This window comes from Virgisporangium aurantiacum, assembly GCF_016863635.1.
GTDB lineage: Bacteria > Actinomycetota > Actinomycetes > Mycobacteriales > Micromonosporaceae > Virgisporangium > Virgisporangium aurantiacum.
The window spans coordinates 544,407-561,864 of record NZ_BOPG01000012.1 but is presented as its reverse complement, the minus strand read 5'-3'; the positions used below and the strand labels follow the sequence as shown (position 1 = coordinate 561,864).

At 72.2% G+C, this 17,458-nt stretch carries 11 protein-coding genes; 5 read left to right on the top strand and 6 right to left on the bottom strand.

All coding sequences use genetic code 11. The features are described from left to right. Position 1: 1 nt before the first annotated feature. From Vau01_RS11410 to Vau01_RS11400, 3 genes are read right to left on the bottom strand one after another with little or no spacing between them, the layout of a single operon-like run. Positions 2–1,267, bottom strand: a complete 1,266-nt coding sequence (locus Vau01_RS11410) for a class I SAM-dependent methyltransferase (RefSeq protein WP_203990438.1) — start codon at positions 1,265–1,267, stop codon at positions 2–4. Next, on the bottom strand, positions 1,264–2,592 hold the full coding sequence (locus tag Vau01_RS11405) for an FAD-binding oxidoreductase (RefSeq protein ID WP_203990431.1): 1,329 nt from the start codon (positions 2,590–2,592) through the stop codon (positions 1,264–1,266). The genes Vau01_RS11410 and Vau01_RS11405 overlap by 4 nt, the downstream gene beginning before the upstream one ends. A 9-nt stretch (positions 2,593–2,601) precedes the next feature. Then, positions 2,602–5,214: a polysaccharide lyase family 8 super-sandwich domain-containing protein gene (locus tag Vau01_RS11400; protein ID WP_239151491.1), complete on the bottom strand. Its 2,613-nt coding sequence runs from the start codon at positions 5,212–5,214 to the stop codon at positions 2,602–2,604. A 130-nt stretch (positions 5,215–5,344) separates the two neighbouring features. Here Vau01_RS11400 and Vau01_RS11395 point away from each other — a divergent pair, with 130 nt between their 5' ends. Continuing rightward, positions 5,345–7,837, top strand: coding sequence for a putative bifunctional diguanylate cyclase/phosphodiesterase (locus Vau01_RS11395; protein ID WP_203990429.1), 2,493 nt, complete (start codon positions 5,345–5,347; stop codon positions 7,835–7,837). A gap of 10 nt (positions 7,838–7,847) precedes the next feature. On the opposite strand, the gene Vau01_RS11390 is transcribed toward Vau01_RS11395, so the two are convergent. Then, positions 7,848–8,663, bottom strand: coding sequence for a sucrase ferredoxin (locus Vau01_RS11390; protein ID WP_203990427.1), 816 nt, complete (start codon positions 8,661–8,663; stop codon positions 7,848–7,850). 135 nt (positions 8,664–8,798) lie between these two features. Between Vau01_RS11390 and Vau01_RS11385 the strand changes: the two genes are divergently transcribed. Genes Vau01_RS11385 through Vau01_RS11370 form a run of 4 tightly spaced genes read left to right on the top strand, consistent with a single transcriptional unit; the run spans position 8,799 to position 15,353 of the window. Continuing rightward, positions 8,799–10,139: a cation:proton antiporter gene (locus Vau01_RS11385; RefSeq protein ID WP_203990425.1), complete on the top strand. Its 1,341-nt coding sequence runs from the start codon at positions 8,799–8,801 to the stop codon at positions 10,137–10,139. Beyond that, positions 10,136–11,641 carry a class I adenylate-forming enzyme family protein gene (locus Vau01_RS11380; RefSeq protein ID WP_203990418.1) on the top strand — a complete coding sequence of 502 codons (1,506 nt, stop codon included), beginning with the start codon at positions 10,136–10,138 and terminating at the stop codon, positions 11,639–11,641. Before Vau01_RS11385 ends, Vau01_RS11380 begins: the two co-directional genes overlap by 4 nt. Next, positions 11,638–13,077 (top strand): serine hydroxymethyltransferase, encoded by a 1,440-nt coding sequence (glyA, locus tag Vau01_RS11375; RefSeq protein ID WP_203990416.1) that lies wholly within the window; start codon positions 11,638–11,640, stop codon positions 13,075–13,077. Before Vau01_RS11380 ends, glyA begins: the two co-directional genes overlap by 4 nt. Then, positions 13,074–15,353 carry a non-ribosomal peptide synthetase gene (locus tag Vau01_RS11370; protein ID WP_203990414.1) on the top strand — a complete coding sequence of 760 codons (2,280 nt, stop codon included), beginning with the start codon at positions 13,074–13,076 and terminating at the stop codon, positions 15,351–15,353. Before glyA ends, Vau01_RS11370 begins: the two co-directional genes overlap by 4 nt. Before the next feature lie 18 nt (positions 15,354–15,371). Here Vau01_RS11370 and Vau01_RS11365 read toward each other — a convergent pair whose 3' ends face one another. After that, the gene (locus Vau01_RS11365; RefSeq protein WP_203990412.1) at positions 15,372–16,049 is read right to left on the bottom strand and encodes a DUF899 domain-containing protein; all 678 of its coding nucleotides are present in this window, start codon (positions 16,047–16,049) and stop codon (positions 15,372–15,374) included. Between the two features lie 661 nt (positions 16,050–16,710). Next, positions 16,711–17,421 carry a PIG-L deacetylase family protein gene (locus Vau01_RS11360; protein ID WP_203990410.1) on the bottom strand — a complete coding sequence of 237 codons (711 nt, stop codon included), beginning with the start codon at positions 17,419–17,421 and terminating at the stop codon, positions 16,711–16,713. Positions 17,422–17,458 lie beyond the last annotated feature (37 nt).

The following is a 17,458-nucleotide window of genomic DNA, read 5'->3' as shown; positions in this document are numbered from 1 at the left end:
CTTAAGTCCAGTCGGGGCGCAGCGGGTAGGACGACACGCCGCGTGCGGTCGTCCGGGTGGCGAGAATCTGGTGCAGTTGCAGTTCGTTGCGCTCGAACGACAGGCGGGCGCCGGCCATGTAGAGGCCCCACACGCGGGCGGCGCCGGGGCCGACGTCGTCGACGCAGTCCGTCCAGTGCTCGACCAGGTTGCGGCTCCAGGCGGCCAGCGTCAGCGCGTAGTGGGCGCGCAGGTTCTCCTCGTGCTGGACCTCCAGCCCGGCGTCGTGCACCGCGCCGAGCACGCGACCGGGGCCGGCGAGCTCGGCGTCCGGGAAGACGTACCGCTCGATGAACCGGCCGAACCTGGTCGGCATCGTGTTGTCCGCCCGGGTGATGCAGTGGTTGAGCAGCCGGCCGCCGGGGCGCAGCCGGTCGCGCAGCGCGGCGAAGTACCGCGGATAGTTCCGGACGCCGATGTGTTCGGTCAGGCCGATCGAGCTGACCGCGTCGAAGTGCTCGGCGGGCGCGTCGCGGTAGTCCATGCACCGCACCTCGGCGAGGTCACCCAGGCCCTCCCGGTCGATGGCGGCGTTCGCCCACTCGGCCTGTGCGGGTGACAGCGTGACGCCGAGCGCGCGGACACCGTGCTCGCGCGCGGCATGGCGCACCATGCCACCCCAGCCGCAGCCGACGTCCAGCAGCCGCATGCCGGGCTCGACCGCGAGCTTTCCGGCGACCAGCTCGTACTTGGCCGCCTGCGCCCGTTCCAGCGGGTCGTCGGGGTCGTGGTAGACCGCGCAGGTGTACGTCATGGACGGGCCGAGCACCCACTCGTAGAACGCGTTGGACACGTCGTAGTGGTGATGGATCGCCTCCCGGTCCCGGGTCCGCGAATGGCGCAGTCCCCGGATCGCGCGCCGCCACGGCGCGGGCGCCTCCTCCGGCGGCGGGGGCGGTGGCCGCAGCCGGTGCCAGCCGAGCCCGCGCACGAGCGCGAGGCCGTCGCGCGGCGAGGGCAGGCGCAGCCGCAGGCCGTCGCGGAACAGGCGGAGCGCCTCGTACGGGTCGCCCGGGTGGACCCCGCTCACGACGAGGTCCCCCGCGACGTACGCCCGCGCCATGCCCAGTTCACCCGGCGCGGTCAGGATGTATGACAGGCCGCGCTCCGACGCGAGGTGCGCGGTGACCTCCGCGCCTTCCGGGCCGATCGCGCTGCCGTCGTACGCGGTGACGCGGACCGCCGGCTCACCGTCGGTCACGGCGCGGACCACATCCGCCACGGTCATCGTCGCTCCACCGCCTTCTCGTAGAGACCGGTGAGCCGGTGGTCCGGGTCGTACCGCGCCTTCGCCGCGCGGTACGCCTCGCCGCCGAAGTACCGGTCGAACGTCTCCCGGTCGTAGAACGCCTCGGAGTACAGCGTCTTCAGGCCGCCCAGTTCGGCCACCGTCGACTCCACGGCCCGGTTGGTCCCGCGGCCGGCCGGCACGGTGCCCCAGAAGCCGACGTTCACGTACGTGCGGCCGGAGGCGAGCGGGAACAACGGCGCACACCGGCGGGGAGTCACCGGGCACAGCCACACCGGCGTGATCGGTACGTGGTCGACGAGCCAGCGCAGGAACTCGGCGGTACGCCCGATCGGGATCTCGACGTCCTGCACCACGCGCTCCCGCGGGGTGCGATCGAACCGGGCGGTGATCCGGTACCGGTCGTCGATCCGCATGAGCCGGTGGTAGACGTCGCTGCGGCGGTATCGGGCCGGCCACAGGCGTCGCACCAGCGGTCGCTGGACGCCGAGCGCCCGCGAGACCCAGAACCAGTCGGTGTCCCAGCGCCACAGGTAGTCGTGCGCGGTGAGCAGGTCGGTCGTGCGTTCCCGCAGGGACCGGTAGTAGATCGCCCGACCGGTGTAGTCGCTGGTGGTGCCGACGTCGTCGGTGAAGGTGCCCAGGACCAGGTACGCCTCGTCCGGCGCGAACAGCACGCCGTCCATCGCGTCGACCGCCCGGCCGGCCCAGGCGCCGATCGCCGTCACCTCCTCCACCGCGGCGACGAGCGCGTCGAGGTCGGTGAAGCGGACGTTGCGCAGGGCCACCCGGGCGGCGATCGGCTGCAACGCGATGCGCAGCCGCGTCGCGTAGCCGAGGCTGCCCAGCGAGTTGGGGAGCGCCGCGAACAGGTCGGCGTGCGCACCGTCGGGCCGGGCGGTGACGAGGTCGCCGGAGCCGGTGAGCACGTCCGCCTCGAGCACCGAGTCGTGCGGCATCCCGTGCCGGAACGACGTCGACTCGACGCCCAGCCCGGTGACCGCGCCGCCCAGCGTGATCGACTTCAGCTGCGGCACCACCAGGGGCATGAGCCCGTGCGGCAGTGTCGCGTCGACGAGCCGCTCGTAGGTGCACATGCCCTGCACGTCGGCGGTGCGGCCGGCGGCGTCGACCTCGATGACCCCGGACAGGCCGCCGACGTCGAGGCCGCGTCCGCCGGCCGCCCGGGACCGGAAGAGATTGGTCGTCCGCTTGGCGAGGCGCACGGGCCGACCGGCCGGCGCCGCGGCATACGACGCCCGCAGCGCGGCGACCGCACGCTCGTGCCGGGACGCCATGCCCATCCCTGGACGCTACCTCAGTGTCGCGGCACGGGTCCGGCCGTAGGCGTGCCGGGTCGCGACCTCGATCCGGGTGCCGCCGGCGACCCGGCGCACCTGGACGCCGTCGTCCGCCGACAGTGCCCTCATCGCGGGTCCCGCGATGGTCACGGAGACCGCGTCCCGGTTCATGGTCGGATCGGAGACGCCGATCGAGCACGTGCCGGCGTCGCCGTTGCGCAGGATCACCGACGCCGGCCCGTCGATCACGAGTCGCCCGGCGCGGTGCCGGCCGGCGGTGAACGTGTTGGCGGCGACCAGGTCCAGCCGGGCGTGCCTGATCGCCTGGATCCCGGTGGTGTTGGCGAGAACGGAGATCGGCCCGCGGGCATATCCGTCGAGCTGTCGCCGGGTGGCGTTCGGTACGAGGGCGTACGCCATCGGGGCATGGGCCGCACCGGCCGCCTGCTCGACGACGGCGGCGAAGACCCGCTTGCTCACCACGGTGTCCGGGTTGGCGGTGCGCACGACGCGCCGGCTGCGGGAGACGGTGTCCAGCGCCACGGTCACCGGCTGCCGGTCGAGGAAGACGTAGCCGACGGCGGTTCCCCGGCTGTCGTTGGCGTAGCGCAGCCAGGCCAGCTCGGCCGTACCGACGCCGGACCAGGCGGTGCCGCGCAATGACCGGCCGGTCAGGCTGATCGCGTCCGCGACGTCGGCGATCCGGGTGTCGATCGTCGTGGTGACGGCACGTCCGGCGGAGTCACCGACACCGGCGGCGAGGACGACGATCTCGTCGTCGAGCATGAACCACGACTTCGTGGCATCGGCGTTCCGGTACACCACGAAGTCGTCGGGGAGGAGACCGGCCCGCTTCGCGGCGTACGCGGCATCGTCGGACTGGACGAGTCCGACCGCGCCGTACCCGCCGAGGGTGGCGCCGCCGGAGTATCCGTCGGTGCCGCGCGGGAAGTAGACGTACGTGTTCTGTTTCTCGGACGACGAGGTGAACCCGAGCGCCGGGTTGTCGTACCAGGCGGTGCCGTAGAGCTCCGGAACCGACCGGCGGGTCTCCACCGGGGCGGTCACGCCGGCGAGCCGGTACGGAGAGACGGCCGTGTAGTAGTCGACGCCGAACGACCCGGTCTGGTCCTGCCCGGAGAGGTACAGGTAGTGGGCGCCGTCGCCCTGGAACCACGGTTGGAGGTTCTCCCCGCTCATGTACTCGTATTTGCTGATCCGGCCGGAGCTGCGGGCGAGGGCGAACGCGTAGCCGGTGCGCCGGTGCACGGTCCTGTCCATGGCGTTGAAGGCGACGGTGGTCGCCGCGGGGTTGAGGTCGGCCGCCGGGATCGACGGGTCGGCCAGGATGTCGGCGTACCGGACGATGCTGACCGGCGAGACGAAGCTCGTCGGGTCGAGCGCCGCCCGGGAGGTCTGCCGCACGAACTTGACGAAGCTCTTGAGCGCCGTGGCGTCGGTTCCGGTGCGGTACGTCGAGAGGTCCACGACGGCTTCGACGACGATCGCGACGTCGGCGTACCCGGTGGTGGTCCGCGCCACCGCGCGTCCCTTGACGATCTCCATCATCCAGCCCTCGAAGATGAGCGGAGCGAAGCCGTTGGCCACCCAGCCGTGGACGACACCGGCCAGGTCGGTCCGGGCTCCGCCGGTGGAATAGCCCGTCCCGTCGAGGATCTTCAGGGTCTGGACGACGCGGGTCAGCAGACCCTTTCCGTAGGAGCCCGTGTACGCGACCGAGGCGTGCTGGATGAAGGAGCCGTCGGCGTAGTGGCCGTCGGTCACACCGTGCTGCAGGCGGTACGGGTCCACGGTCGCGAAGACGGTCAACTGGTCGGAGATCGCCTTGGCCACCCGGGAGCCGTCGTCGAGGACGGCGCCCTGGAGGATCCGGTTCGTGGTGATGTCGGCGAGGTTGGCCCCGGTGTGGAAACGCGAGTCGAGGTTGACGTCACCGTTGGTGCCGTTGCGCAGGTATCCGTCCATCGCCGCGACGCACGACCCCACGAGGTCGGGCCGGTGGGCGGCGAACCGGTCCTTGAGCAGCACCAGGATCATGCTCAGGGACGAGGAGATGCCGATCTCCCAGTTGAACCAGTTGCCGTAGTAGCCGGCCGCCTGGTCACCGTAGTAGCGGTCGTGGAGCCAACCGATCGCGTCGATCACCCGGTGCTGGACGGCGGTGGCGCCGGACAGATCCGGCGCTCCGCCCGGAACCCGGGTCGCCAGGGCGATCTCGTACAGGTACCGGAACGAGGTCGCGAGGTTGGCGTCGTTGGCGCCGAGCGCGATGCCCGCGAACAGCTCGCCCGGCCCGGCGTTGTCCATCGCGGCGAGCCGCGCGCGGGCGGTCGTCTCCATCGACGCCAGTTTGGCGGCGACCTCGGTGCGGGCGTTCGACCCGTCGGTGCCGGCGAACACGGCGACGGCGTTGTCGATGACGGCGGCGTGGTCGTCGGCCGCGGTGTCGGTGGGTGCGGTGTGGGTGGGTGCGGTGTCGGTGGGTGCGGTGTCGGTGGGTGCGGTGTCGGTGGGTGGGGTGGCCGCTCGCGCCCGGGCCGGTGCCATTGCCAGCAGGGCCGCCGCGGGAGGTACCGACAGCAGGGCGCGACGCGAGATCGACATGCGGCACTCTCCAAGATCGTTGGGCGCTCGACGCATTCAAGCATGTAGATGTCCGCGCAACAAGCTAAGAGCGCTCCGCTGCCGGCCGATGAGTGCCTAGGAGAGGCGACCGGCGGGGAAGGACACGACAATGGCCAGTGGCGCCGCTGCGCGCCGGCTGGCCGGTTTGTTCCGGCCGGCGGCGGTCCTGCTCGGCCGGTTGCGGTACATACGCAAGTTCGTCCTGGTGGGCCTGGTGCTGTTGGTGCCGTTGGGATTCGTCGCCGGCGCCTACGTCGATCTGCAGCGTGACCAGATCGACTTCAGCGCGGAGGAGCGCCACGGAGTCGTGCTGATGGCGCCCCTCGTCGACCTGACGGGCGTCATGGTGGCCGCCCGCGCGGAGCCCGCCGCCGACACACCCTGCACGGGACCGATCGACGGCCTCCTGAACCACATCGACGCGCTGGACCGCCGGCTCGGGACACGGATGCGGACGAGCCGCTCATGGGGGGATGCCAGGCACCTGGTGGTCGCCGCCTGCCGGACCGATTCGCTGCCCGTGCGACGGGCGGCCTTCGACATGGCGATGGAAGCCCTTCTGAAGTTGATCGTCCGCGTCGGTGACGAGTCGAACCTGACCCTCGACCCGGACATCGACACCTACTACCTGATGGACACCCTGCAGTTCCGGTTGCCGAAGCTGCTGGACGTCGCCGGCCGCGCCGCCGAGCGGGCCGACCGGGTCGTCCGGACCGGCTCGACCGTCGACTACGCGGGCGGGGTCGACGCCGTCGTGGACCTGGGCCGGAACCTCGGCGTGATCACCGACATCAACTCCGCGTTGACCCGGGCCGCGACGGCCGTCGTCGACTCGACCGGATCGGCGTCCGTGCGGCTCGGTGCGCGGGACGGCTACGAACGGCTCGCCGAGGTCGTCGACGCGTTCAGCCGGTCACTGCAGCGCGCCACCGCGGCCGATCGGTTCGAAGAGGTCGCGGAGCCGGCGGCCGCCGTTCGGCAGGAGGCGTCCCGGCTCGCCGGGTGGGTGGCCACCACGCTGGACGAACGGCTGCGCGCCCGCATCTCCGGATTCACGACGCGGGCGCTGCGCGTGAGCATCGGCAGCGGCGCCGCCGGCCTGCTCGCCGGGTACCTGTTCGTCGGCTTCTACCTGTCGGTCGCGCGGCCGATCCGTCGTATCGTCGACACGCTCGACGCCGTCGCACACGGCGACCTGACCCGGCGGGCATCGGTCGACACCCACGACGAACTCGCCTTCGTCGCGCACGCGTTGAACGACACCATCGCCCGGACCGAGGCCGCCACCAACCGCCTGTCGATCCGGGCGACCCACGACGCGCTGACCGGCCTGCCCAACCGGTCACACATGCTGACCCGGCTCGGGGAGATCCTGGACAGGTCGGCCAGCACGGGTGAGCTGGTGTGCGTCATCTTCGTCGACCTGGACCGCTTCAAGATCGTCAACGACTCGCTCGGCCACGAGGCCGGCGACCAGGTACTCCGCGCCGTCACCGCCCGGATCACCGCGTTCAAGCGGACCGGCGACACGGTAGCCCGCCTCGCCGGCGACGAGTTCGTCGTCATCTGCGAGGGCCTGACCTCGGTCGACGGAGCCGTCGGCATCGCGGAGCGGATCGTCGACCGCGTGTGCCAGCCGATCTCCGTCCAGGTCGGTACGACCGTGCGCGAGGTCAGCGTCGGAGCCAGCGTCGGCATCGCCCTGAACGAGGGCATCACCGACGCGGAACCGGACGACCTCATCCGCGCCGCCGACATGGCGATGTACCAGGCCAAGCAGCGCGGACGCGGACGGGTGGAGGTCTTCGACGACCGGCTCCGGGCGGCCATGCAGGAACGGGCGGACGCGCACCACGACCTGCGCCGGGCCATCGACGCGGGCGAGCTCCACGCCCACTATCAGCCGTTCATGTCGGTCGCGACGGGCCGGGTCGTCGGCGTCGAGGCGTCGGCGCGGTGGCATCACCCCCGCCGCGGCGTGCTCGACACCGCCGAGTTCAGCACCATCGCGGAGGAGGACGGACTGGTGGGACCGATCGGGGCCGTGATCCTGCGGCAGGCCTGCCGGCAGGCCGCCGAATGGCGGGCGATCCACACCGACCTGCACGTCGCCGTCAAGGTCTCCGGCACGCAACTGGCCGACCCCACCTTCGTCGCGACGCTCTCGGACACCCTGGACGAGACCGGCCTCGACGCGGCGGCGCTGTGGCTCGCGGTCACCGAAACCAGCCTCGGCGCCGGCGCCGACGCGACCGGACAGACCCTCGACGACCTGCGCGACCTCGGTGTGCGCATCGTGATCGACAACTTCGGCACCGGTCACTCGTCGCTCGTGCAGTTACCGCGGTTGCCCGTCGACGCCGTCAAGGTCGACCGGACGTTCGTGACCGGTATCGGACGACCCGACGACGAAATCGTCATCGCCATGATCGTGGCGCTCTGCCGGACGCTCGGCCTCTTCGTGGTCGCGGACGGCGTGGAGACGGACGACCAGCTGCGGCGTCTGCGTGAACTCGGATGCGACGCGATACAGGGCCCGTGGTACGGCCGTCCGACACCCGCCGACCAGGTCCGGTTCGGCGAACCCGTCGCGACGCACTGATCGTGGACGGCTACCGCGTGGCCACGGGGTGGCGATGCTCCACTATGGACACCACCTCGAACCCGGCCGACGGCGTGGGGCCCGCGCGCAGGAGCAACTCGTAGTCGCCCCAGGCGGACGTGAACCTCAGGTCGTGGACGTCGGTGGCCGTGCCGGAGCCGAACCCGGTGAAGCGGATGTCGGCGAGGCGTTCCAGGCCCGTCAGCGATCGGAGGAACCGCTCGCCCACCTGGGCCGGGGCCGGTAGGTCGGCCCGGCCGCGGTACCACGGGAGCGCGATCGCACCGGAGTCGGTGGCCGCGACCACGCCGGCGACCTCGGCCGCCGTCATCCGTCCATAGTAGACACCCGACGGCAGGCAGACGACGTTCGCGGCGAAGCGGCAGCCGCCGACGTGGGTGCTCTCCCACGCCCGTCCGGGGGCGGCGGTGGCCAGCGCCCGGGCGACGGGGCGGCCGCGGATCGCGCACCACGCGTCGACGCGGCCGTGGGTGCAGGTCAGGTACAGCGGGTCGGTGAGGACGGGGCCGCGACCGGTGGGGCGGCCGGCGACGATCAGGTCCAGCGCGTCCGCGTCCAGGTCGTCGGCGTCGCGGAGCCGCTCGACGAACTGGATCGGCCCGGTGGTGCGGGCCAGGAACACCGCGCCCGGCGCGGATCCGCGGGACCGGCGGCCGTGCGGGCGGACCAGGTGGACGCGCAGGTTCCGGTCGCGGGCCGCGGCCCGTAGCCGCTCCGGAACCAGCGCGCTTTCGTGCGCGGCCGAGCCGCCCCACGGGCCCGGGTGTTCGAGCAGCACCCAGCCGGTGACGTTCGGAGCGTTCACGTCCTCGATCGTCCGTCGTGGCGGCGCCGGCCGCTGCTCCCCTTTGTGCACACCGGTGCCTGCGCAGTTTTGGCCAGCCTCCCCGGCGCCGGGCACCGCATGCTCGTCACCGTACCTGTTGAACCGGAGGTGACCATGACGCTCGCCCCGCCACTCGGTGCCGATCCGCTGCTGCACCTGCTGCTGCAACTCGGCGTCCTGCTCGCGGTGGCCCTGTGCCTCGGCCGGTTGGCCCGTCGCGTCGGCCTGCCGGCCATCGTCGGTGAACTGCTCACCGGCGTGCTGCTCGGACCGTCGCTGCTCGGCTGGGCCGCGCCCGGCTTCGCCGCCTGGTTCCTGCCGCCGCGCGCGGAGCAGGCGCACCTGCTCGACGCCGTCGGGCAACTCGGTGTGCTGCTGCTGGTCGGCCTGACCGGCGCGCACCTGGACAGCAGGCTGCTGCGCCGCCGCAGCACCACCGTCGTACGGGTCAGCCTCGGCGGCCTCATGTTGCCCTTCGGGCTCGGCCTCGCGGCCGGATTCCTCGTGCCGGCGGCGCTGGTCAGCGGGACCGGCGACCGGCACACGTTCGCCGTGTTCATCGGCGTGGCGATGTGCGTCAGCGCGATCCCGGTCATCGCCAAGACGCTCAACGACATGAACCTCATGCACCGCGACATCGGCCAGTTGACGCTCGCGTCGGCCACCATCGACGACGCCGTCGGCTGGTTCCTGCTGTCGCTCGTGTCGGCGATGGCCGTCGGTGGACCGTTGTCCGGCGACCTCACCGTGTCGGCGCTGTGCCTGCTCGGTTTCGTGCTCGTCGCGGCGACCGTCGGCCGTCCCGCCGTCCGCTCGGTCCTGCGCCTCGCCGGCCGCGCGCCCGACTCCGGCCCCACCGCCGCGACGGCCGCCGTCGTGATCCTCCTCAGCGCCGCGGCGAGCCACTCCCTCGGCCTGGAACCGGTGTTCGGCGCGTTCGTCGCCGGCATGCTGATCGGCGCGCCCCGCGCGGTCGACCCGACGCGCCTGGCGCCGCTGCACACCGTCGTCATGTCGGTGCTCGCACCGATCTTCCTGGCCTGCGCGGGCCTGCGGGTCGACCTGACCGCGCTCGCCGACCCGCCCGTGCTCCTCGCCGGCTGCTGCCTGCTCGCGATCGCCGTGTTCGGCAAGTTCGCCGGCGCCTACACCGGTGCGCGGTTGAGCCGGCTGACCCACTGGGAGGGCATCGCCCTCGGTGCCGGGCTCAACGCCCGCGGCGTCGTCGAGATCGTGGTGGCCAGCGTCGGCCTGCGGCTCGGTGTGCTCACCACCGCCACCTACACGATCGTCGTGCTCATCGCGGTGTTCACGTCCGTCATGGCCCCGCCGATGCTGCGGTGGTCGATGCGACGGGTCGAGACCACCGCCGCGGAACACCTGCGCGAGGCCGAGCTCGCGGCGTGGACCGAGCCGGTTTCCGTCACCAGCCAACCAGATCGGGGTCCCCGATGACCAAGCGTCCGTACCTACCGGAGATCACCACCGCGTTCACCGCGCACGACCTGCTGCGCCGGCGGGCGGAGCTGCAACCCGACCGGGTGGCCCTGAACGTGAACGGCGCGGCGACGATGACGTACGGCGAGTGGGACCACCGGTCCAACGCGCTCGCCCGGGGGCTCCTCGAGGTCGGCGTCGGCCGCGGGGAGGTCGTCGGGCTGGTCTTCGACGGGCTCGACTGGCTCGACTACGCGGTCGCCTATCTCGGCGTCCTCAAGGCCGGCGCCACCGCCACCCACCTGAACAGCAACGTCGGCGCGGACGAGATCGTGGCGCGGATGACGCGGGTGCGCGCGGTGGCCATCGTGCACGGCGCGACGGTCACCCCGCCGGCCGGCTTCGACGGCTGGACGGCCACCGTCGCGGCACTGTCCACATCGGACACCAGCGACCCGGGGGTGCCGGTCGCCGTCACCGACATCGCCGACGTGCTGTTCACCTCCGGCACGACCGGCCCGGCGAAGGCGTCGACGTCGCCGCACGGAAACCTCACCCACGGTCGCGGACCCGAGGGCTTCTACCTGTTCGGCGACCCCGAGCCGCTGCTGACGCCGATGCCGCTGGGCACGACGGCGAGCGCCACGACGCTGAACTTCTCCATCCACACCCCGTCGACGCTCGTGATCTGCCCGATCGACGACCCGGAGCGGATGGGTCAGCTCATCGAGAAGTTCCGGATCGGCTCCATCATGATCACGCCGTGGCTGGCGCTGCAGTTGCTGCGCGCCCGGGTCTGGGAGCGGTACGACCTCGGCTGCGTCGAGACGATCGCGAACGCGTCGACCGCGTTGCCGCCGGCGGTCGCCCGGCGGTTGCTGGAGGTCATGCCGAACGCCGTGCTCAACATGTCCTACGCCGCGTCCGAGGCCGTGCCCGCGTCGATCGGGCACCGGTTCGACCCGGCGACGCCGATGGCGACCGGGCGCCCGGTGCGCAAGACGGAACTGCGGATCGCCGGACCCGACGGCGGCGAGGTGCCGGTCGGCGAGCTCGGCGAGATCTGGTTGCGCAGCCCCGCGCCGAAGCGCTACTACCTCGACGACCCGGAGCTGAACGAGCGGGTGCACGCCGACCGGTGGACGCGCACCGGCGATCTGGGCCGGGTCACCGCCGACGGTCTCCTGTACTTCTTCGACCGCCGCAACACCGCCGTCGAGGTCGACGGCGAACTGGTCTCCACCATCGAGGTCGAGGCGGCCCTGTACGAGCATCCGGCCGTCGAGGAGGCCGCGGTGTTCGGTGCCGAGGAGGCCGACGGGTCCCGCTCGATCGCCGCCGCGGTGGTGCTCGCCGACCCCGCCGCCGTCGACGAACTACCGGACCTGCTCGCCGGCACGCTCACGCCGCGCCAGCGGCCGACCCGGGTGTACACAGTGGACTCCATGCCCCGCAGCGCGAACGGCAAGGTGCTCAAGCACATCCTCCGCGAACAACTTCGCGTGGGGCGACCGTCATGACGACCGTGGCGGAACCTCTCGCGGTGCCGACGACCCGGCCGCACGTCGCCCTTCTGGCGGCCGCCGGGCAGGCGCTGGCGCAGGCCGATCCGGTGCTCGCCGACCTCCTCGACGGGGAACTGGAACAGCAGTGCTCGACGCTGGCGATGGTCGCGTCGTCGAGTGTCGCCGACCCGACGGTGCTCGCCGCCGGCGCGGCGGTGCTGTCGAACGTGACGGTCGAGGGCTATCCGGGCGCCCGGTTCCATTCCGGCACCACCTATGTGGACCGCGTGGAGCTGCTCGCCGAGGAGCGCGCTCGGCTGGCGTTCGGTGCCCGCTGGGCCAACGTCCAGCCGCACTCGTGCACGAGCGCGAACCTGAGTGTCCTCAGTGGACTGTTGCCACCGGGCGGCGTGCTGCTCGGACTGGGCCTCGACGAGGGCGGCCACCTGACCCACGGCTCGTCGGCGTCGATCACCGGGCGGCACTTCCGCGCCGTCGCCTACGGTCTGGACCCGACCGGTCGCATCGACCACGACGAGGTGGCGCGGCTCGCCCGCGAGCACCGGCCCGGTGTGATCGTGGCCGGCGCGAGCGCCTACCCGCGCGTCATCGACTTCGAGCGGTTCCGCGCGATCGCCGACGAGGTCGGCGCCTACCTGCTCGCCGACATCTCGCACATCGCCGGCCTGGTGATCGCCGGCGCGCACCCGAGCCCGATCGACGTCGCGCACGTCACGACCACCAGCACCTACAAGCAGTTGGGCGGGCCGCGCGGCGGGCTCATCCTGCTCGGCCGCGACCACGACACCCCCGGCCCGGACGGCCGGACGCCGCTGTCGGATCTGTTGCGGCGGGCCGTGTTCCCGCGTACACAGGGCACGCCGAGCACGGCGGCGATCGCGGCCAAGGCCCGCGCGTTGACGCTCGCGCGCGGCGCCGCGTTCCGGCGCACCGCGCGGCTGATCGTCCGGGACGCGCGGTCGCTTGCCGCCGCGCTGACCGGCCGTGGCTACGTGGTGCTCACCGGCGGCACCGACAACCACATGGTGACCGTCGACCTGCGCCCGACCGGGCTGCCCGGTGTCACGGCGGAAAAGGCGTTGGAGGACTGCGGAATCCTCACCAACCGCAACCGCATCCCGGGCGACACGCGCCCACCACTGGTCGCCAGCGGGCTGCGGCTCGGCACGAACATCCTGGCACAGCGCGGCATGCGCCCGGCCGACATGGTCCACTGCGCCGAGCTGATCGACCACGTGCTGCGCAACGTCGTCCCGGTCGGTGACACCGGGTACCGGCTAGAGGCCCACGTCCGGCAGGCGGTGCGGGCGGCGGTGAGCGAACTGTGCGCCCGGTTCCCGCTGCCCGGTTACGGCGTGCCGTGCCGGCCGGGGCCGCGGATGCGCGCGGCGGCGCTGCGGGCCGCGCTGGCGACCGGGGACGTTCGATGAGCGCGCCGGCGGTCAGCCCGCCGACCGTGCGGCTGCCGGCCGACGGGCGCCGGGTGCCCGGCCGCGCACCGGTTCCGGCCACGGTCCGCGCCGACCTCGGCCCGGCCGTTCCCGACCCGGACGTCGTGCTGCTGGCCGGGTTCGTGGCGCTGCTCGCCCGCTACACCGGCCAGACCGTGGTGACCGTGGAGGCGGACGACCGCACGGTCGAGATCCCGGCCGACGGGACGTTCCGGGACCTGCTGGAGACGGTGCCGACCGCGGCGGGCTGGGGCTCGGCGGAACTGCGGGTGCGGTCGGCCGTCCACACTGGACGGCTGACCGTCGATGTCGACTACGACACCGGACTGTTCCGGGCCGACACGGTCCGACGGCTGATGCGCCACTACGCCACGCTGCTCGCCGGCGGCCTGGCCGCGCCGCACCTGCCGGTGTCCCGCCTGCCGCTGATGTCCGGCGACGAGCTGACGACCGTACTGGTCGACTGGAACAACACCCGTACCGTGCTGCCGTTGGGCGACGGCACCGTCCACGGCGCGTTCTCGCGGCAGGCGTTGTCGCGGCCCGACGCGGTCGCCGTCGTCGACGCGGGTGTGCCGATGACGTTCGCGGCCGTCGAGGCGGCGGCGAACCGGCTCGCCCGGCGACTGCGGGCCGGCGGCGTGACCCGCGGCACGCGCGTCGGCACGTGCCTGCACCGGTCGGCGGACTTCCTCGTGGCGGTGCTCGCGGTCATGAAGGCCGGCGGCGCGTACGTCCCGCTGGACCCGGCGTACCCGCCGGCGCGGCTGCGGACGATGGTGGTCGACGCCGGCTGCGCCACCGTCCTCACGAGCGCCGACCTGGCGCCGGTGCTGGCGGAGCTGCCGGTCACCGCGACCGTCATCGACGGAACTCCTTACGACATAACGGATCCCGGCCCGCCGGACGGTGCCGTCGGACCCGACGACCTGTGCTACGTCATCTACACGTCCGGGTCCACGGGGCGGCCCAAGGGGATCGCGCTGCGCCACGGCGGCGTCCTCAACAACCTGCTCGACCTCGACACCCGCTACGCGGTCGGACCCGGCGACGCCGTGCTCGCCCTGTCGTCGCTCAGCTTCGACATGTCGGTGTACGAGTTCCTCGGCGTCACCGTGGCCGGCGGAACCGTGATCGTGCCGCGCCCCGACCGGGCCCGCAACCCGTCGCACTGGGTGGAACTGGTCGCTGCGCACCGCGTCACCGTATGGAATTCCGCACCGGCGTTGCTGGAGCTGCTCGTGAGCCAGGCCGAGCGGGCCGGTGCCGAGCTGACGTCGCTGCGGCTGGCCCTGCTCGGCGGCGACTGGATCCCGGTGACGCTGCCCGACCGGCTGCGCGCGTACGCGCCCGCGCTGCGGTTCGTCGCCCTCGGCGGCGCGACCGAGGCGTCGATCCACTCGACCCTCTACGAGGTCGGGCACCCGGATCCGGACTGGGTCAGCATCCCCTACGGCCGCCCGATGGCGAACCAGCGCGTCTACGTCCTGGACGCGGCGCGGCAACCGGTGCCGCCCGGCGTCGCCGGTGAGCTGTACCTGGCCGGGGACGGACTCGCGCGGGGTTATGTCGGCGATCCGGCGCTGACGGCGTCGCGGTTCGTCCCGTCGTGGACGTTCGGACCGGTCACGGGGGAGCGGCTGTACCGCACCGGCGACCTCGCCCGCTTCGACGCCGACGGGCTGCTGGAACTGTTGGGGCGCATAGACTTTCAGGTCAAGGTGCGCGGGGTGCGGATCGAGACCGGCGAGGTCGAGGCCGCGGTGCGGCGTCATCCGGCGGTGCGCGCCTGCGCGGTGACGGCCACCGGCTCGACCGACGCCACCCGCCGGCTCGTCGCGTACGTGGTGTTCCGCCCGGGCACCGCCGCGACGTGCGCCGACCTGCGCGACACCGCCGCCACCCTGCTGCCCGCCGGGCTGGTACCGGCCAGGTTCGTGGTCCTCGACGCGCTCCCGTTGAGCCCCAACGGAAAGGTCGACCGCCGCGCCCTACCCGCCGCGCCACCGGCCGTCGTTGCCGGCGGACGCCCGCGCGACGAGTGGGAGCAGCGCGTGGTCGACGCCTGGCAGGAGATCCTCGGTGCGGCCGGCATCGACCGCGACAGCGACTTCTTCGCCCTCGGCGGTGACTCGTTCGCCGCGATGCGCATCGTGCAGTGCATCGACCCGTATCTACCCGTGACCGACCTGTTCGCGAACCCCACCGTGAAACGCCTGGCGGCAAGGTTGCGCGAACGGGCGACGGCCGCCTGATCAGGTCGCGCGACCTGATCAGGTCGCGCGGCCGTACAGGCGGGCGATGTCGGGCGAGTCGAGCCAGGGGCTGTAGGTCGGCGCCTGGGGCCAACCCTCGGGGGAGTCCTGCCACTCCTCCTGCCGCCCGTACGGCAGCACGTCGGCGAGGGCGAACGTGAACGTGAGTTGTTCGACGCCGCGGCCGGTCGTGTGCCAGGTGCGGTAGACGGTCTCACCGTCGCGCAGGAAGACGTTCATCGCGAACCCGCCGCCGGGTGGTGCGTCGACGTCGGCCCCGAACGGGCTGTCGGCGGTGGAGTACCACGTCATCGTGTTGCCGACGCGTTCGGCGTAGGCGAGGGCCGCCTCGATCGGACCCTGGGTGACGATCACGAACCGCGCGTCGTAGTTGTCGAGGAAGTCCAGCCGGGTGTACGACGAGGTGAGGCTGGTGCACCCGCCGCACTGCCACTCGGCGTCCGGATCCCACATGTGGTTGTAGACGATCAGCTGCGACCGGTTGCCGAAGATGTCGACGAGCCGCACCGGTCCCTCGGCCCCGACCAGGGTGTACTCCGGCATCCGCACCATGGGAAGCCGTCGTCGCTGCGCGGCGATCGCGTCGAGCTCCTTGGTGGCCGCCTTCTCCCGGACGCGCAACTCCTCCAGTTCCTTGCGCCAGGTCCCATGATCGACTACAGGTGGCAGACTCATGGTCAACCTCTCTCTTCGCTCGTCCCTGACCATGGCCCAATATCCCCCTCGGGAACCAAAGAAACCTCCGGGATCTTGGACTCCGCGACACGCCATGGCGAGTACTCGACTATCGCGCCTTCGGCCGCCGATCCGATGACCGGGTGATTTGCACGCTTTGTCCAGCCGGAACGAGCCCGGTTTGCAGATCTTGGACTCCTGGAGGGGTTATGGCACCTCGCGCAGTCCAAGATCCGGAAGTCGTGCGAACAAAGATCCGCAAGGCGGGCATGCGCAGGCGCGACGACGCGCGCCAGTCATCCGGCGGTCGGTCGCGCCGGCGGCCATTGGCGATATCAGCCTAGCCTCCTAGGATGCTCAGGCGGGGTGAACTCGGGCACGGGCGGACGAGCCGGCGGGACGGGCATGGGTGCGGCGGACACCGGCGGGACGGGCATGGGTGCGGCGGACACCGGCAGCGGCGAGCCTGGGCACGGCGAGCATGGGCGCGGCGGGCACGGGTGCGGCGGGCACGGGTGCGGCCGGCCTCGGACAGCTGCCGGACGTCGGCGGGGGTGATGCCGGAGCGTGGACGCCAATAGATGGTGCTCGATCCGGTGTGGGTTTCGTCCCGCGAACCACACTGGATCGAGCGTCGTAAATCGCGTGAAAGCGCGGGCCGTCAGCGGGTGATGAGTTCCAGCGCGATCGCCGGGCCGCCGCGGAAATTCTGGCCCATGGCGTTCGTGATCGCGGTGAACGGGCCGCGCACGTCCGTGATGCCGATCGCCTCGAGGTAGGACCCGTGCGCCTCGATCGACGATACCGCCAGGTCGAACGTCTCGGTGATGTCGACGGCGTGCGTGGGCACCGGTGACTGGGCGAACGCCACGTACCTCACGCCGTTCCACGGTTCGGGGCCGACGTCCGGGAAGATCCAGCGGTTGCCGGCGTCGCCGACGGCGTCGAGGAGTGCCTGGCCGACGTGGCGGTGGTCGGGGGAGTTGCGCTTCCCGCCCGGGAACGTGTCGTGGTGGTTGAAACCGATGACCAGCTCCGGCCGGTGCCGGCGGATTGCGGCGGTGATGTCGCGGCGCAGCGGCACACCGTACTCGATGATGCCGTCGGCATGGTCGCCGAACTCGACGTCGTCGACGCCGACGATTTTCGCGCTCGTGCGCTGTTCGGCCTCGCGCACCTCGGCGCACCGCGCGGGTTCCAGATCGTCGATGCCGGCCTCGCCCCGGGTCAGCAGCAGGTACGCCACGCTCTTTCCGGCCGCGGTCCATGCTGCCACGGCACCCGCGGCACCGAACTCGACGTCGTCCGGGTGTGCCACGACGGCGAGCGCCCGGCTCCAGTCTTCCACCATCGGCTGCAGCAACTCTGTCATGCTCGTATGCTCCCGGGCCGGACGCCCGGCGGACGCT

Excerpts from the sequence above, each read along its gene's own strand:
- Vau01_RS11410 (WP_203990438.1), bottom strand. The coding sequence starts at position 1,267 with ATGACCGTGGCGGATGTGGTCCGCGCCGTGACCGACGGTGAGCCGGCG.
- Vau01_RS11405 (WP_203990431.1), bottom strand. The coding sequence starts at position 2,592 with ATGGGCATGGCGTCCCGGCACGAGCGTGCGGTCGCCGCGCTGCGGGCG.
- Vau01_RS11400 (WP_239151491.1), bottom strand. The coding sequence starts at position 5,214 with ATGTCGATCTCGCGTCGCGCCCTGCTGTCGGTACCTCCCGCGGCGGCC.
- Vau01_RS11395 (WP_203990429.1), top strand. The coding sequence starts at position 5,345 with ATGGCCAGTGGCGCCGCTGCGCGCCGGCTGGCCGGTTTGTTCCGGCCG.
- Vau01_RS11385 (WP_203990425.1), top strand. The coding sequence starts at position 8,799 with ATGACGCTCGCCCCGCCACTCGGTGCCGATCCGCTGCTGCACCTGCTG.
- Vau01_RS11380 (WP_203990418.1), top strand. The coding sequence starts at position 10,136 with ATGACCAAGCGTCCGTACCTACCGGAGATCACCACCGCGTTCACCGCG.
- glyA (WP_203990416.1), top strand. The coding sequence starts at position 11,638 with ATGACGACCGTGGCGGAACCTCTCGCGGTGCCGACGACCCGGCCGCAC.
- Vau01_RS11370 (WP_203990414.1), top strand. The coding sequence starts at position 13,074 with ATGAGCGCGCCGGCGGTCAGCCCGCCGACCGTGCGGCTGCCGGCCGAC.
- Vau01_RS11365 (WP_203990412.1), bottom strand. The coding sequence starts at position 16,049 with ATGAGTCTGCCACCTGTAGTCGATCATGGGACCTGGCGCAAGGAACTG.
- Vau01_RS11360 (WP_203990410.1), bottom strand. The coding sequence starts at position 17,421 with ATGACAGAGTTGCTGCAGCCGATGGTGGAAGACTGGAGCCGGGCGCTC.